The sequence below is a fragment of the Demequina sp. NBRC 110056 genome (genome assembly GCF_002090155.1).
Classification (GTDB): domain Bacteria; phylum Actinomycetota; class Actinomycetes; order Actinomycetales; family Demequinaceae; genus Demequina.
The window spans coordinates 121,169-137,119 of sequence record NZ_BBRM01000002.1 but is presented as its reverse complement, the minus strand read 5'-3'; the positions used below and the strand labels follow the sequence as shown (position 1 = coordinate 137,119).

At 70.5% G+C, this 15,951-nt stretch carries 13 protein-coding genes; 9 read left to right on the top strand and 4 right to left on the bottom strand.

Annotated features, from left to right (window positions below):
* Positions 1-15: 15 nt before the first annotated feature.
* On the bottom strand, positions 16-1,917 hold the full coding sequence (gene dnaG, locus B7K25_RS00660) for a DNA primase (protein WP_084103299.1): 1,902 nt from the start codon (positions 1,915-1,917) through the stop codon (positions 16-18).
* Between the two features lie 136 nt (positions 1,918-2,053).
* Between dnaG and B7K25_RS00655 the strand changes: the two genes are divergently transcribed.
* The 3 genes from B7K25_RS00655 to B7K25_RS00645 are packed head-to-tail and all read left to right on the top strand — an operon-like array spanning position 2,054 to position 3,359.
* On the top strand, positions 2,054-2,506 hold the full coding sequence (locus B7K25_RS00655) for a hypothetical protein (RefSeq protein WP_084103298.1): 453 nt from the start codon (positions 2,054-2,056) through the stop codon (positions 2,504-2,506).
* Between the two features lie 5 nt (positions 2,507-2,511).
* Positions 2,512-2,931, top strand: coding sequence for a hypothetical protein (locus B7K25_RS00650; protein ID WP_084103297.1), 420 nt, complete (start codon positions 2,512-2,514; stop codon positions 2,929-2,931).
* The gene (locus tag B7K25_RS00645) at positions 2,928-3,359 is read left to right on the top strand and encodes a hypothetical protein (RefSeq protein ID WP_084103296.1); all 432 of its coding nucleotides are present in this window, start codon (positions 2,928-2,930) and stop codon (positions 3,357-3,359) included. Before B7K25_RS00650 ends, B7K25_RS00645 begins: the two co-directional genes overlap by 4 nt.
* Positions 3,360-3,391: 32 nt before the next feature.
* On the opposite strand, the gene B7K25_RS00640 is transcribed toward B7K25_RS00645, so the two are convergent.
* Complete coding sequence (locus tag B7K25_RS00640) at positions 3,392-4,669, bottom strand: deoxyguanosinetriphosphate triphosphohydrolase (protein WP_234988011.1); 1,278 nt, start codon at positions 4,667-4,669, stop codon at positions 3,392-3,394.
* Between the two features lie 300 nt (positions 4,670-4,969).
* Between B7K25_RS00640 and B7K25_RS00635 the strand changes: the two genes are divergently transcribed.
* Positions 4,970-5,623: a dihydrofolate reductase family protein gene (locus tag B7K25_RS00635; protein WP_159450075.1), complete on the top strand. Its 654-nt coding sequence runs from the start codon at positions 4,970-4,972 to the stop codon at positions 5,621-5,623.
* Between the two features lie 80 nt (positions 5,624-5,703).
* Here the strand turns inward: B7K25_RS00635 and dusB are convergent, their stop codons facing one another.
* Positions 5,704-6,879: a tRNA dihydrouridine synthase DusB gene (dusB, locus tag B7K25_RS00630; protein ID WP_084103293.1), complete on the bottom strand. Its 1,176-nt coding sequence runs from the start codon at positions 6,877-6,879 to the stop codon at positions 5,704-5,706.
* Positions 6,880-7,569: 690 nt separating this feature from the next.
* Between dusB and B7K25_RS00625 the strand changes: the two genes are divergently transcribed.
* From B7K25_RS00625 to B7K25_RS00605, 5 genes are read left to right on the top strand one after another with little or no spacing between them, the layout of a single operon-like run.
* Positions 7,570-8,832: a glycosyltransferase gene (locus tag B7K25_RS00625; protein WP_159450074.1), complete on the top strand. Its 1,263-nt coding sequence runs from the start codon at positions 7,570-7,572 to the stop codon at positions 8,830-8,832.
* Positions 8,822-10,129, top strand: a complete 1,308-nt coding sequence (locus tag B7K25_RS00620) for a glycosyltransferase (protein WP_084103291.1) — start codon at positions 8,822-8,824, stop codon at positions 10,127-10,129. Before B7K25_RS00625 ends, B7K25_RS00620 begins: the two co-directional genes overlap by 11 nt.
* On the top strand, positions 10,126-12,717 hold the full coding sequence (locus tag B7K25_RS00615) for a glycosyl hydrolase family 8 (RefSeq protein ID WP_084103290.1): 2,592 nt from the start codon (positions 10,126-10,128) through the stop codon (positions 12,715-12,717). Before B7K25_RS00620 ends, B7K25_RS00615 begins: the two co-directional genes overlap by 4 nt.
* Positions 12,718-12,740: 23 nt before the next feature.
* Positions 12,741-13,190 carry a GtrA family protein gene (locus B7K25_RS00610; RefSeq protein WP_084103289.1) on the top strand — a complete coding sequence of 150 codons (450 nt, stop codon included), beginning with the start codon at positions 12,741-12,743 and terminating at the stop codon, positions 13,188-13,190.
* Positions 13,187-14,596 (top strand): NAD(P)/FAD-dependent oxidoreductase, encoded by a 1,410-nt coding sequence (locus tag B7K25_RS00605; RefSeq protein ID WP_084103288.1) that lies wholly within the window; start codon positions 13,187-13,189, stop codon positions 14,594-14,596. Before B7K25_RS00610 ends, B7K25_RS00605 begins: the two co-directional genes overlap by 4 nt.
* On the opposite strand, the gene B7K25_RS00600 is transcribed toward B7K25_RS00605, so the two are convergent.
* On the bottom strand, positions 14,593-15,828 hold the full coding sequence (locus tag B7K25_RS00600; protein ID WP_144018783.1) for a glycoside hydrolase family 5 protein: 1,236 nt from the start codon (positions 15,826-15,828) through the stop codon (positions 14,593-14,595). The two genes, B7K25_RS00605 and B7K25_RS00600, sit on opposite strands and share 4 nt — an antisense overlap.
* Positions 15,829-15,951: the final 123 nt, after the last annotated feature.

Below are 15,951 nucleotides of genomic sequence, written 5' to 3'. Positions count from 1 at the left end.
CGCGTCGAAGGACGCTCAGGACTCGCGCAGGGAGCGGCGCGAGGTCTCGAGGCGGACGATCTCGGCGAACGCCTCCTGGCCCTCGGGGGTGCCGGCTCCGGCGCGCTGCATCCGGCCGCGGACCTCGGCGATCCGGCGCGTCAGGCTCAGGTCGTGGACGCGCGCGAGCACCGTGCCCGCCCAGTGGCCGAGCGACTCTGGCTTGTCGTGCGGCAGCGGCGTCACGGCCAGCTCGGACACGATGCTGGCGAGGGTGTCGCCCGCCTGCTCGGCGACGTCGTTGGCCCAGTCGGCGCCCGCCTGCGCGGGGTCCCCGGTGGCGAGGATCGCCTCGAGCACCGCGCGGTACTGCGGCACCGAGTAGGACGCGGCGGTCAGCTCGGGCAGCACCACCTTGCCGAGCGGGTCGGCCGCCGCCTCACGCGGCGCCTGGAGGAGCACCCCCAGCGAGAGGGCCTCCGCCCGCACCACCGGGTCACGCGGGTTGGGGCGTGAGGGCGCATCGGCCCCCTGCACGGGCACCGCGCCCGTGACGGGCGGCGCCTCTCCGCCAGGCCCAGCGCTGCGGGAGCGAGCGGCGCCGATGACGGCGCGCGTCACCGCGTCGACCTCCATGCCGAGCCACCCCGCGAGGCGGCGAGAGTACTCGGGCTGGAGGGCGCGGTCCTTGATGCCGGCGACGACGGGCGCCGCGGCGCGCAGAGCGGCGACCCGCCCCTCCGCGGTCTCGAGGTCGTGGGAGGCGAGCGCCGCCTTGATGACGAACTCGAACAGCGGCACGCGGCGACCCATGAGCGCGACCACCGCTTCGTCTCCGCCGGCCTGTCGCAGGTCGCACGGGTCCTTGCCGTCGGGGTCGACGGCGACGAACGTCTGCGCGAGGAACTGCTGGTCCAGCTGGAAGGACTTCAGGGCGGCGTTCTGGCCCGCCTCGTCGCCGTCGAAGGTGAAGACCACCTTCGCGCCGGTCTCCCCCACCTTGGTCTGCGGGCCGCCGGTGTCGCCCATCAGCCGGCGGACGACCTTGACGTGGTCCGTGCCGAACGCCGTGCCGCAGGTCGCGACGGCGTTGGTCACGCCCGCGAGGTGGCACGCCATGACGTCGGTGTAGCCCTCCACGACGACGGTGGTCCGCTCCGACCGGATGGCGCCCTTCGCGAGATCCAGGCCGTAGAGGACCTGAGCCTTCTTGTACAGCGGCGTCTCGGGGGTGTTGAGGTACTTGGGGCCCTGGTCGTCCTCGTGGAGGCGGCGCGCGCCGAAGCCGATCACCTCGCCGGTGACGTCCCGGATGGGCCACACCAGGCGGCCGCGGAACCGGTCGTAGATGCCGCGAGCACCCTCCGACACGAGGCCCGAGGTGCGCAGCTCCTCCTGGGTGAAGCCCTTGCCCTGCAGGTGCTCGGTCAGGTGCGACCAGCCCTGCGGCGCGTAGCCGACGCCGAACGTCTCGGCGGCGGCACCGTCGAAGCCCCGCTCGCGCAGGAAGTCCCTGCCGATGCGAGCCTCGGGGCCGCGCAGCTGCTCGGCGTAGTACGCGGCTGCCACCCGGTGGGCCTCCAGCAGGCGCTTGCGCTGACCCGCTCCGCCCTCGCGGCGCGGGCCCGCGCCCTGCTCGTAGCGCAGCGTCACGCCCGCGCGCTCGGCGAGGTACTCGACGGCCTCGGCGAACGGCAGCCCGTCCATGCGCATGACGAACTCGATGACGTCGCCGCCCTCGCCGCAGCCGAAGCAGTGCCAGCGCCCGGCGGCCGGGCGGACGTTGAACGACGGCGATCGCTCGTCGTGGAACGGGCACAGGCCCTTGAGGGAGCCCACCCCGGCGCTCTTGAGCGCGACATGCTGGCCGATGATGTCCTCGATCGGGGCGCGTTCGCGGACGGCCGCGATGTCGTCCCGATTGATGGTGCCTGCCACGGCATCACCCTACTCGCGCGACACCCGGCGCTGAGCACGTTCCCCAGCCCGCGCATCGGCTCGTCGCGAACACGTCCGAGGCGTCGCGCGCGGGTCGCTAGTCTTGACGGCAGAGTTCTCCACGAAAGGACACACAGTGAGAGTCGACGCCTTCCTCGCGGATTCGGCCGAGGTCGTCCAGGGCAAGATCTACGCGCTCGGCGCCGGATGGAACACCATCTACGTGCGCTCGTTCCCCGCCGCGCACCGACGCCTGGCGGTCGCCGCGACGGTGCACGTGCCGTTCACCGACACCAACGTGAGCCACCAGTTCGAGCTCAAGCTCCTGACCGAGGACGGCAAGGAGTACCCCATCGGCGTGCGCGCCGATGCCGAGGGCAAGCCCGCTCCCGTGCGCGCCATGGGCGGCGAGTTCACGCTCGGCCGTCCGCCGCAGCTGGTCGACGGCGACGAGCAGGTCGCCTGCTTCGCCTTCACCATCGACGGCCTGCGCTTCTCCGAGGCCGGCATGTTCACCTGGGTCGTGTCGATCGACGGCGAAGAGGTGTCGCGCCTGCCGATGCGCGTCAAGCAGGCTCAGCAGCAGTAGCGCGGGTGGCGCTGTATGCCGGGGTGATCTACCCCGCGACGCTCGGCTGGTGCCTCGTGCTCCTCGTCGTCGGCGTCGCCACGCTCGTCCAGGTGCGGCTCCACCGCATCCTCGAATGGGTCGTGACGGGCATGTGGATCGTCACCGGCATCCAGGCCATCGCGATCGTGGTGCTGCTGCTCAGCGGCAACGACGCCGGCATCGTGCTGACGCTCGGGTACCTCCTCGCGACCATCGCGGTGCTGCCGCTGCTCGGGATCGGGCGGCTCGGCGCCCCCGATGCCGCCGCGGCGGACCCGGACCCCAACCGTCCCGTGCTGCAGCCCGACCAGATCGCCCGGGTGGACGCTGGCGCGGCCGTCATCATCGCCATCACGGCCGCCGTGCTCGCGTGGCGGATCGCCATCATCCTGGGGGCAGCGTGAATCCCATCGGCCGGATCCTGCTCATCGTCGCGTACGCCGTGCTCGGCCTCGCCGCCACCGGACGCTCGGTCGTGCAGATCACCACCAAGCTCGACCAGGCTCCCCTGCCCTACCTCGTCTCGGGCGCATCGGCGCTGCTCTACGTCGTCATCGCCGTCGCGCTGTGGCGGGGCTGGCGTCGGGTCGCGATCGTCGGCACCGCACTCGAGCTCGCCGGCGTGCTGATCGTCGGCACCCTGGGCTACGTCGCGCCCGAGCTGTGGCCCGACGAGACCGTGTGGACGGGCTACGGCTCCGCGTACGGGTGGGTGCCGCTCGCGCTGCCCGTCATCGCCCTCGTGGTGCTCCTGAGGGGACGTTCGAGCGCCGATGCGGTCGCCGGTGGCGTCGTCTCTGCCGGGGGCGACGAGTCGTCCTCAGACGCGTAGCAGCTGGCTGGTCGAGCCCACCCTCGTCGGGATCAGTCGAGCTCGCGCTTGCTCGCCACGTACCGGTGGTGCCAGTTGTACGCGGACGTGTCGGTGAGCGACGCGACCTGGTCGATCGCGACGCGGAGCCGGTCCGCATCCGTGGAGGCGTCCACGTAGTCCACGGCGAACTGCGGCTCCATCGCCTCCGCGCCGCGCTCGGCGAGCGCCCCGACGAGCTCGCGCAGCACCTTGCGCTGCTTGCCGTAGGTGGGGCTGGTCTCGCGGGGCGCCATGAGGAAGTGCACGGCGACGCCCTTGAGGATCATGATCTCGTCGCGGGTCTCCTGCGGGACCACGAGGCCCGCGTGATGCCGCGTGAGCGGGCCGTCGCCGTGCTCCGCCCGCGTGGCGACGATGATCGCCTGCGCGAAGCGCCCGATGAGCTGGCTGGTCATGTCCTTCAAGGCAGCGAGCGACTCGCGCGTGCCGTCGTAGGCCTCGGCCCACCACCGGAAGGCCTGCAGCCGCTCGAGGGCGCCCAGCAGGGCCTCCTCCTCGATCGCGTCGCCGTACCACTGGCGCGCGTGCTCGACCACGGCTCGCGCCTGGCCGGGGTCGCGCAGCACGCTCATGCTGACCGCCCGGTAGACCACCGAGTCCTCGAGGTCGTGCACCGAGTAGGAGATGTCGTCCGCGACGTCCATCACCTGCGCCTCGAAGCTCTGCTGCGTGCCCTCGGTGCCCTCGCGCACCCACTCGAACACGGGCAGGTCGTCGTCGTAGACGCCGAACTTGCGGGTGGGGGTGCCGTCCGGACGGACCGGGGCGGCGGGCTCCCGCCACGGGTACTTCACCGCGGCGTCGAGGCTCGCGCGGGTGAGGTTCAGCCCCACGGACTCCCCCGTGTCCGGGTTGACCGACTTGGGCTCGAGGCGGGTGAGCAGCCGGAGCGTCTGGGCGTTGCCCTCGAAACCGCCGATGTCGCGCGCCACCTGGTCGAGCGCCCGCTCGCCGTTGTGGCCGAACGGCGGGTGGCCCAGGTCGTGCGCGAGGCACGCCGCGTCCACGATGTCCGGCGAGCAGCCGAGCGCCTTGCCGAGCTCACGGCCCACCTGCGCGACCTCGAGCGAATGGGTCAGGCGGGTGCGCACGAAGTCGCCCGAGCCGAGCCCCAGCACCTGCGTCTTCGCTCCCAGCCGTCGCAGCGCGCTCGAGTGCACGATACGCGCACGGTCACGCTCGAACGGGGTGCGCTGGGCCGCCTTGGGCGGCTCGGCCACGAAGCGCTCGGTGTCGTGCGGCTCGTAGCCTGGCGGGAGGGCGGTCACGATTCGATGCTATCCGCACCGCATCCAGGCACGTCACCCCCGCACCCGGCGCGCGCGATTCTCACGGAGGTCGCGCCGCGCGTACGCGAGAACCGGCTCGCGCGACCGAGGCGCCCGCCGCGCGGCGTCGCGACTGGCGGTGGCGCCGACCGTCCGTGCGGAACGCACGCCGGCATCGTCCCCACCCACGCAGGGACCCGGCGTCAGCCTGGAGGACACGGGCGGCACCCGCCCGCGCAGCGCCGATGCGCACGCCGGGTGAGTGCGCGCGCGTCACAGGTGCGGCGTACGGTGAGAGCCATGGGACGGGTCCGCGTGTACATCGCCAGCTCGCTCGACGGGTTCATCGCCGGGCCGCACGACGACATCGCGTGGCTCGAGGCCCCGCGGCCGGCGTGGGCGCCCATGGCGGCGGGCCCGTGGGCCGACGCGGAGCCGGACGCGCTCGGCTTCGAGGGCTTCATGGCCGACGTGGGTGCGATGCTCATGGGACGGCGTACCTACGACGTCGTGAGCGCGATGGGGGGCGAGTGGCCCTACGGCAATACGCCCATCCTCGTGGCGACCGGGCGCCCGCTGCCGGACGCGCCTGCCACGGTGACGGGCGCATCGGCTCCCATCGCGAACCTGCTCGACGAGGCCCGCACGCTTGCCGCGGGCCGCGACGTCTACCTCGACGGCGGAAGCGTCATCCGCCAGGCGCTCGACGCGGACCTCATCGACGAGCTGACGGTCACGCTCCACCCGACCGTCCTCGGGTCGGGTCATCCGCTGTTCGCCGGGGTGGAGCACCGCCGGCACATCACGGTGACGGACGTCCGCCGCTACGGCGACGGGATGGTGCAGCTCACGCTCACGCCCGCGCGCCCTCCGCGGGACGCGTCGCCCGTGCCGGAGGGTGGCGGGCCGGCCCGCGACCAGGACCCCGGCGAGCCACCGCTGGGTCTCGCCTAGGCACAAGCGAGTCGACTACCTTTGTCGTGTGCCAAGCCCGCGAAGCATCGCGACAACACTGGTAGAGCGCGTGTCCGAGCTCAGCCGCCGGAGACGCTGAGCTCCGCCTCGCGCAGCCGCGCCTCGAGGTCTGGGGTGATGTCCTGCGTGTCGAGCCAACCCTCGGGGCAGGCCGGACGCTTGGGCGTTCCCTGCCGCCCACGGGCGCCCTCGGCGGCCTCACCCGGATAGGGGGTGTCGAGCGGGAGCGCGTCGAGCAGCTCGCGCAGCTGCGCGAGGGTCTCCACCAGCCCGAGCGCACGACGCAGGTCGCCGCCGACCGGGTATCCCTTGAGGTACCAGGCCATGTGCTTGCGGATCTCCCGCATCGCCTTCTGCTCGTCGTCGCCGAAGAAGGACACCATGAGCTCACCGTGCCGGTAGATCGTGTCCGCGACGGCGCGCAGCCCGGGGTGCACGCGGTCGGCACGCCCCTCGAAGGCCGCCTGGAGGTCGTGGAAGAGCCACGGCCTGCCCTGGCACCCGCGGCCGACGACCACGCCGTCGCACCCCGTCTGCTCGACCATCGCGAGCGCGTCCTCGGCGGACCAGATGTCGCCGTTGCCGAGCACCGGCACCGACGTCACCGTCTCCTTGAGGCGGGCGATCGCCGACCAGTCGGCCGTCCCCGAATAGAAGTCGGCAGCCGTGCGCGCGTGCAGCGCGACCGAGGCCGCCCCCTCGGACTCCGCGATGCGGCCCGCGTCGAGGTACGTGAGGTGGTCGTCGTCGATGCCCTTGCGCATCTTCACCGTGACGGGGATGTCGTACGGCGCGGCCTCGCGGACCGCCGCGCGCACGATGTCGCGGAACAGGTCGCGCTTCCACGGCAGCACCGCTCCCCCGCCCTTGCGCGTCACCTTGGGCACCGGGCAGCCGAAGTTCATGTCGATGTGGTCGGCGCGGTCCTCCTGCGCGAGCATGCGCACCGCCACGCCGATGGTGGCGGGGTCGACGCCGTAGACCTGCACCGAGCGCGGCGTCTCGTCAGGGTCATGGTGGATGATGCGCAGACTCTCCGGCGTGCGCTCGACGAGCGCGCGGGAGGTCACCATCTCCGCGACGTACAGCCCTCCGCCGTGCTCCCGGCACAGCCGCCGGAACGCCGCGTTGGTGATGCCCGCCATCGGCGCCAGCACCACCGGGGTGTCAACCTCGAGAGGGCCGATGCGCAGTGGCGGCAGGACGCGGTCGATCGCCGATGCGGGGGTGGTCATGGCTCCATTGTCCCCGATCGCACGGTCGGCTCGGGGACGCCAAGACGCCCGCCCGGGCGCTGAGGGGGACCCGGGCGGGCGCTCGTGCGGCGTGACGTCAGGCCTGAACCGTCACCAGAACCCCCAGCGACCTCGCCGGGCGCACGTCCTCGGAACTGTGGAGCCGTCGTCGACATCGCGCGAGCTGCGAGTCCGCGGCGCCTCGCTGGGAGGTCGACAGCCGCGGCACACCCCCGAGCCAGGTGCGAGCCGGACATTCGGCACTCTAGAGGCGGCTCCCAGCCACCGCAATACCCTCGTCAAGACTTCACCAAGGCCCGCCAGCCCGTCACCCAGAGCCTTTACTGCCCGCGCGCGAGGGGACGCGTTTCCACCACGAGTCCGAGAGAAGTATTTAACGCAGACTTAACGTTCGTCCCATTTCTCCCGGCGACCGCCGTCGCTAATGTGACATACGTCACACTGGACCGGGGGCGGTTCCGGTGGGGCAGGGATCAAGGCTGAACCCGCAGACACCACCATGGCACATGGCGGGCTGGCGCCTTGATCGGGTCAGCAATCCTCTGACGGGTCCACGCTTTTCACGACCGGGGGGATTCGTGTCCTGCGAGCCACCCTCGAAACGCACCATCCGAGCATCGGATGGCAGCAGCGACCGGGCTCGACAGTTCACGACGAAGGACCACGGCCATGGCACTTGCGCCTACCGAGACCGTCCACCCCAGCAACCCGCAGGCACCCCGGCGCACCGCGCTGATGGTGGTGCCCACCTACAACGAGGCCGGCAACATCGCCGCCCTTCTGCACAAGCTCTTCGCCCTGCCCGCCCGGGAGACCACCGGCTGGGACCTGCACGTCCTCGTCAGGGACGACCGCTCCCCTGACGGCACCGGCGAGATCGTCGAGTCGCTCGCGACGGTCCGCTACCGCGGTCGCCTGCTCCTGTCACAGGGCACCAAGCAGGGACTTGGCAAGGCGCTCGAGCTCGCGTTCGGCGAGGCGCTCGACCTCGGCTACGAGGTCGTCATGACGATGGATGCGGACTTCTCGCACGCTCCGGAGGACGTCCTTCCGCTGCTCGCGGCGATCGACGCCGGCGCGGACGTCGCCGTGGGGTCGCGCTACACGCCGGGCGGCCTCATCCCCGGCGACTGGCCGCTCAGCCAGATCGTCCGCACCCGAGTCGCGGGCACGGTGGCGCGCGAGGTTGGCGGCATCAACCCTGGCCTGCGTGAGCTCACCACCAACTTTCGCGCGATGCGCCGAGAGGTGCTCGAGGCGATCGACTTCTCCCGCGTCAAGGCGCGCGGCTACGGATTCCAGATCTTCCTCGCGAACGCCTTCTCGAGCGGCGCGTGGAACGTCACGGAGGTGCCTATCAGCTTCCACACCCGCGCCCACGGCGTCTCGAAGGCGAGCGTCAAGGACGTCCTCGAGTTCATCCGCATCGCCCTGCAGCTCAACGACGACTCGCCGTTCAAGCAGCTGGTCCGGTTCCTGCTCGTGGGCGCCTCGGGCACCGTGCTGAACCTCGCCTCGCTGTGGGCGCTGCGCCAGGTGTTCTACCCGGAGGATCCGGTGGGCGACAACGTCTGGGTGCTGTCCGCCGCGGCGATCCAGATCTCGATCCTGTGGAACTTCGTGTGGCACACGGCCTTCACCTTCAAGCGCTACCGGCGCGCAGGAGGCCGGCTCGGGGCTCGGCAGGTCGCGATCAACCTGCTCAAGTTCGAGGGCGCGAGCGCGCTGACGCAGACGGTGATCTTCTCCGCGTTCGTCATCTTCTCGAATCTCGGCGTCTTCTATCTGCTCGCGCAGGCGCTGGGCATCGCGATCGCCGTGGCCGTCAACTACTGGGTCAGCAGCCACTACATCTGGGACTGGCGCCGACGCATGGCAGGCGCCTCGGCGCCCATCCTCGCTCACGCGAGGGGCGTCAGCCATGTCGCTTGAGCTGCTCACCGGCGTCGTGCTGGTGGTCGCGCTGGTGCTGCTCGTGCAGGCCGTCGCGAGCCTCATCCAGACGCTGTACATCTGGGACTCCCCTGAGCGCATCCGCGCCGCGGGAAGGCCCGACACCTACGAGGAGCCCCGCCACGGCTTCACCGTCCTGCTGCCCGCGCGCCACGAGGCGGCGGTCATCGGCGAGACGCTACGGCGACTCGGTGAGGCCCAGTACCCCACCGAGCTGGTCGAGCTCATGGTCATCTGCACCGCCGACGACACCGCCACCATCCAAGCTGCCGAGGCCGCGAAGGAGGAGCACGGCCTGGACCACGTCACCGTGCTGATGTTCGACGGCACCCCGGGAAAGTCGCGCGCGATGAACCTCGGGCTCGCTGCCGCCAAGCACGAGCTGATCACCATCTTCGACTCCGAGGACGACGTGAGCCCGGAGATCTTCTCGATCGTCGACACGCTCTACCAACGCCGAGAGGTTGACGTCCTGCAGTGCGGCGTCCAGCTCATGGACCACGACAGCCACTGGTTCAGCGCGCACAACGTGCTCGAGTACTTCTTCTGGTTCAAGTCGCGCATGCACTACTTCGCCAAGGAGGGCGCCGTCCCCCTCGGCGGGAACACAGTGTTCTTTCGCGCCGACGACCTGCGAGAGGTGGGCGGCTGGGACGAGCACGGGCTCACGGAGGACGCCGACCTCGGGATCCGCCTCAGCATCCGCGGCAAGCGCTTCGACGTCATGTACGACGCCGAGCACGTCACGCGCGAGGAGGTGCCCCACTCGACTCGCGCCTTCGTCAAGCAGCGCACGCGCTGGAACCAGGGCTTCCTCCAGATCCTTCGCAAGGGCGAGTGGCTGCACCTGCCGAGCCTGCGCAAGATCGTGCTCATCGGCTCGGTGCTCACCGCGCCCACGTTCATGGCGATCGTGATCGCCTGCGCGCCGCTGTTCATCCTCATCGGCGTGACGACCAAGCTCCCGGTGCTGGTGAGCCTGCTGAGCTTCGTCCCTCTCATCCTCGCGGCGATCATGCTCATGACGAGCGTGCTCGGGCTGTACGAGTTCGGCAAGGACCAGGGACTGCGGATCACGCCCTACCGCTACCTGGCGCTGGTCGTCAGCTTCATCCCGTACCAGGGCCTGCTGATGTTCAGCGCGGTGCGCGCGTCGCTCCGCGAGCTCACGGGCAAGCGCGGGTGGGAGAAGACCGTCCACACGGGCAGCCACCGCCAGGGCGCGCACCAGCCGAAGCCTGCGCTCGTGCCCGTGATGGCCTCGGAGCGCGCATGACGACGGTGGCCGTGAAGCCGGTCTCCACGTCCACGCCGCGGCGCACCCCGCGGCGCACCGAGGCGCTGCTGGTCGCGGCGGTGGTGCTGCTGAGCGGTCTGGTGCACGCGTGGAACATGTTCGACTACCCGTACATCGAGAACGACGAGGCCACGTACCTGTCGCGCGGCTGGTCCTTCGTCACGGAGGGTCAGCTCGACGTCAACACCTATCGGTACGACCACGCGCCGGTGGGATGGATGATCATCGGTGGCTGGCTCGGGCTCACGGGCGGCGGCGACATGTTCGGCGGCATGGTCGAGGCCGGCCGCGTCCTGATGCTGCTCATCCATCTCGCCAACACCGTGCTGGTCTACGTGATCGCCAAGCGGATGTCGGGCGGCCGCATGTCGGCTGGCCTGATCGCCGCGCTGGTGTTCGCCCTAACCCCCCTCGGCATCTACTTCCATCGCCGCGTCCTGCTCGACAACCTCATGACGGTCCTGGTGCTGCTGGCCATCCTGCTCCTGCTGCGCCGGCCGCTCACGCTGGGCGCCACGGTGGGCAGCGGCGTCGCGTTCGGCCTCGCGGTGCTGGCGAAGCTCAATGCAGCCTTCTTCGGCGTCGGCTTCCTCATCCTGCTCTGGGTCGGGTCCGTCGGGGCGCAGCGCAAGCACGCGTTCCTCAACTGGCTCGCGAGCGCCGGCGGCACGGTGCTGCTGTTCTTCGTGTACGCGCTCCTGAACAACGAGTTCTTCCCCGCTCCCCTCGATGACGAGGGCCAACCGACCCACGTCAGCCTCATCGACACGTTCGAGCTTCAGCTGGGCCGCGGCGACTTCGCATGGCCGTGGGACCCCGCCTCGAGCTTCCGCATGGCGTTCGACTCGTGGCTCGTCAAGGACCAGGTGACGCTGCTGCTGGGGGCGGCGGCGATCGTGGGCCTCACCCTCTTCCTGGTCGCGAGGCGCTTCAGGGACGCGCACATCCTCGCGCTGCTGGCCTTCGTCGTCGGCTACGTGGCGTTCCTCGCTCGCGGCGGCATCGTGATCGACCTCTACATCGCCCCGCTGCTGCCCTTCCTCGCCATCGGCGTCGGCATGCTGGGCGCCCGGCTCACGGGCCTGCTGCGCCCCGGTGCGCTTCGCTCCGCCACCGCCGCCGCGATGCTCGTCACCATTGGCGGGGCCTACGTCGTGTGGGGCACCAGCGCGCACCTCGAGGTCGACGAGACGCGAAACCAGGACGCAGCCGTCACCTGGATCGAGCAGCGCGTCGAGCCTGGATCGATCATCGTGGGCGACAACTACGCGTACCCGGAGCTCGCCATCGAGGGGCCGTACCCGGACACCATGTACTTCTTCAACGCGGAGTACGACCCCGAGCTGCGCGACGTCTACGGCGACGACTGGCGCAACGTCGACTACCTGGTGCTCACCCACGAGGTCGTCGAGCAGATCTCGCAGGGCACCGTCCCGCGCATGAACGACATCCTCGAGCACTCCACGCTCGTCGCGTCCTACACGGATGGCACCTCAAGCTTCATCGACCTCGACAAGCGCATCTCGACCAACGGCGACTGGGCGCAGGTGTGGCAGGTCAAGAGCCGCAACCAGATCGTGCTCCAGGACGCGTGGGAGCGCTTCCGCGACGACTGGGTCGTGTCCTACGGCCAGGTGCTCGAGCTGCAGCCAGGGTCGACCACCTCGCTCGACCAGGCTCTCGCCCTCGAGCAGGCCCTCGCGCAGGACGACGAGGTGCTCTTCGACGGGATCTGGCAGTGGACCAGCGACCATCTGCGCCACCGTGACGGCGACAGGCTGACGTCGTGGCACTGGGCCGTCGACGACCTCGGACGCGGCGAGCTCGGCAGCTCGGACACCGTGTGCGCCGCCGACCAGCGACTCATGGGGCTGCTGCTGGACGCGGCCACGGCGTGGGACGACGAGAGCCTGCGTCGCGAGGCCTACTCGATCGCGGTGGACTGGTGGGAGCAGTGCACCTTCACGTATGACGGCATGACGCTCGTGGACTCGTCAGCGGACGGCTCGATCGACGACCGCCTCGTGAACCCGTCCTACTTCGACCCCGTGCTGTACCGGCGCCTCGCGGACGAGATGCCGGTGTTCGCGTGGGACGAGCTCATCGACGACGGGTACGCGCTGCTCGCCCGCCTCGTGGACGAGCGCGGGACGGTGCCCAACTGGGTCGTGTACACCGAGTCCGGCGAGCTCGCCTCCGCCGTGTCTCTCACGGGGGACGCTGCGGACACGTTCGGCGAGGACGCGCTGCGCCTGGTGCCCACCCTCCTGCGCGACGAGCTCGGCGGCGAGGAGCGCGCATCGGCCGTCCTCGACGCCATCACCCCGGACGTCATCGCCTACGCCGACGATGCACCCGGCCTCGGGTCGGCGACGACGCTCACGATGCTCGCCCAGGTCCACGACGTCGGCGTCGACCCGATCGACCTGTACCTCGAGCACATCGCCTCCGAGCTCGACCCGGAGACCCACACGTGGGACGGCACCCTCGCCGACTTCGCGTGGCTGTACGGCTGGCATCGCTTCCAGGAGGACCTGCCCGCCTCCATGACCGTTCCCCTGATCTGACCCACGCCACCTAGGAGGCACCGATGGACGCATTGGCCACCCCACGGATCGAGCCCGCAGGCCTGCTCGGCCTGCTCTCGCGGTACCGACGGTTCCTCCTCTACGTCCTGATCGGCGGCGGCGCCGTCGTGATCGACGTGGGCCTGTACGCCCTGCTCGCCGGGCCCGCAGGCTGGCACCCGCTCGTCGCCAACACCACGTCGACGTTCCTGGGGATGGCCTTCAGCTTCACCGCCAACAGCCTCCTCAACTTCAAGGTCACGGACCGCATCGTCGCCCGCTTCCTGTCCTTCATGCTCGTCGGCGGCGTGGGCTTCGTCGTCAGCACGCTCATGCTCGCCGTCCTCATCGACGGCTTCGGGGTCGACGCGCTCGTGGCGAAGGCCGCCACGCTGCCGGTCGTCCTCCTGCTCCAGTTCACGCTCAACAAGAGAGTCACGTTCGCCACCCCGAGGGAAAGGACCGCAGCATGAACGCCACCACCACGCCCGCTCGCATCGCCATCGTCGGAGGGGGCTTCACGGGTCTCACGGCCGCCTACGAGCTCGCCAAGGCGGGCCACCACATCGAGGTCTACGAGGCTGCGCCGACGTTCGGAGGCCTCGTCGCAGGCTTCGAGCTGTCGGACGGCTTCCCGCTCGAGCGCGCCTACCACTTCCTGTACACGACCGACGAGTGGATGATCGGGATGGCCGAGGAGCTCGGCATCCGCGATCGCCTCGACTTCTACCCGAGCTCGATCAAGGCCTTCCACGAGGGCAAGCAGTACGGCTTCACGACGCCCCTCGAGCTGCTCCAGTTCAAGCCGCTGCGCTTCATCGACCGCGTGCGCACCGGACTCACCGGACTGCGCACGCTGTCCCTCAAGGACTGGCGGCCGCTGACCACCGTGACGGCCTACGACTGGCTGTGCAAGGTCAACGGCAAGCGGGCCACGGACATCGTCTGGAAGCCGCTGCTGGTGGGCAAGTTCGACGTCTACTGGGACAAGATCACGATGGCGTGGCTGTGGACGCGCATCCACGTACGCCAGACCTCGAAGATCAAGGGCGAGCGGACCGAGCGGCTCGGCTACTTCGAGGGTGGCTTCCGCGTGATGGTCGACCGGTGGATCGAGGAGCTCGAGGCGCGCGGCGCGGTGCTGCGGCCGGGCACCCCCATCCAGGCTTTCACGGAGGCAGACGGCAAGCCGGCGCTCGTGATCGACGGCGAGGAGCGCCGCTTCGACGCCGTCCTGGGTGCGATCCCCAGCAACGCGCTGGCACGTGCCGCGCAGAGCCACCCGGCGATGACACCCGAGTACTCGAAGCAGCTCACGGACATCGACTACCTGGGCGCAGCGCTCATGGTGATCACGACGAGCGAGCCGATCACCGACACCTATTGGCACCAGATCCACGACCTCGACGCCCCGTTCCTCGTGTTCCTCAGCCTCGACTCGCTGATCGGCGCGGAGAACACGGGCGGCCGGTACATCTACTACGTGGGTGACTACGTCCAGAACGACGACGAGATCATGACGATGGATGAGGATGCTCTGCGCGACCGTTGGTACGGCGGCCTCGAGCGCCTGCTGCCCGAGTTCTCGCGGGATCTCGTCACGGAGTCGCACGTGTTCCGGTTCCGCAACGCCCAGCACATCGTCGACGTGACCTTCGAGTCGCGGATCCCCGCGATGGAGACGCCGCTTCCCGGATACTTCCTCGCGAACTTCTCGCAGGTGTTCCCCGAGGACCGCGGCACCAACTACGCGGTGCGCGACGGGCTCAAGGTCGCGCGCCTCATGGAGGAGTCGCTCGCGGCGGATCCGACCAGGGTCGCGTCCGATGGCCCGGGGGCCACGGCGGGCCCGACGGCGGTGGCGACGGCGATCGCCTAGGAGGCGGTCAGCGCGGCGAGCTCGTCGGCGTAGCTCTGCGAGTACTCGCCGGCGCCGTGCTGGTCCCAGTAGTGGTGCGCCTCGTAGCGGAACGCGTCGGCGGGGTCGTCGATCCACCCGGTCGGATGGGTGCCCGCCCACCGCGCGAGGCTCGACCAGTCGTAGCCGGCCACCAGGATGAGGCGCTCGTCTCCGGCCGCCCTCAGCGCGTCGACCGCCGCCTGGGAGACGCTCTCCCAGGTGGCGGCGGCGGTCGCGGAGTCTCCGCCGATGTCGTGCGGCTCGTTCATCAGCCCGTAGCCCACGACCGCAGGGTGGTCGCCCCATGCGTCGGCGAGCCGCAGCCAGACGTCGACGAACTGGTCCTCCGTCAGCCACTCGGAGCCGAGCAGCGCGGCGCCATGAGGGGTGACGTAGGCGCCGTAGTTGTGGAGATCGAGGATCACCTCGATCCCGGCGGCTGCGGCGGCGTCGAGCTGGGCCGTGACGATCTCCACCTGGCCGGCATCGAGCTCACCGTCGAGCGCCGGCTGGAGCCTCTCCCACCTCACAGGCAGGCGCACGAGGTCGATGCCGCGCTGCGCGAGCCACGCGTAGGACGCGACCGGCTCCGCGAAGTAGTCCACGCCGAGCTCGCCCGGGGTCTCGTTCGAGAAGGCCCCGCCGGTGCCGAACTCGAGGCCCGCGAGGTTCACGCCGTGCCGGGCTCCGCCGTCGGACGCGAGCGCCTCGATCACCTCGCCCTGAGCGCTGCCGGTGTCGAGCGATCCGCTTCCGGAGTCGCCGTAGGTCACCAGAGGGTACTGGTCGGGCCACGCCGAGCCGGCGGCCCATGCCGAGGTCCACAGCCCGGCGCTGTCGGCAAGCGTGTACCAGGCCTCGCCGAGCGTGGTCCACGCGGGATCGCCGTCGCGGGGCCAGCCGACCTCGCCCACGTACCCCGTCGCCTCGTTGTCCTCGAGCCATCCGATGAACGCGCGCAGCTCCTCGACGTGGGTCTCCTGGAGCTCGTCGAGCTCGTAGCCGTCGAGGACGTCGGGTGACGGCGTCGGGCTGGGAGCGGCGCTGTGCCCGTCCTGCGAGGCCTCGGAGGTCGCCTCGACCGGGGTCGCGCGCTCGGCGGGCGCCACCGCGATCGCCACACCCACGGCCGCTCCGCCGATGCCGCACGCGACCGTCCACACGAGGGTGGTGGGCCAGCGGCCTGTGCCGCGTGGTCGTGGTGTGCTCACGCAGATCACCTCTCGGACGGTCAGGAGTCCTGACCTCGGGGATCATCGACAGACGTTGTCAGGCACCCCCGCGGCCGAGGCGTGCGCTTGGGGTTCATGATACCCAGAGGAGGTGCGAAACCC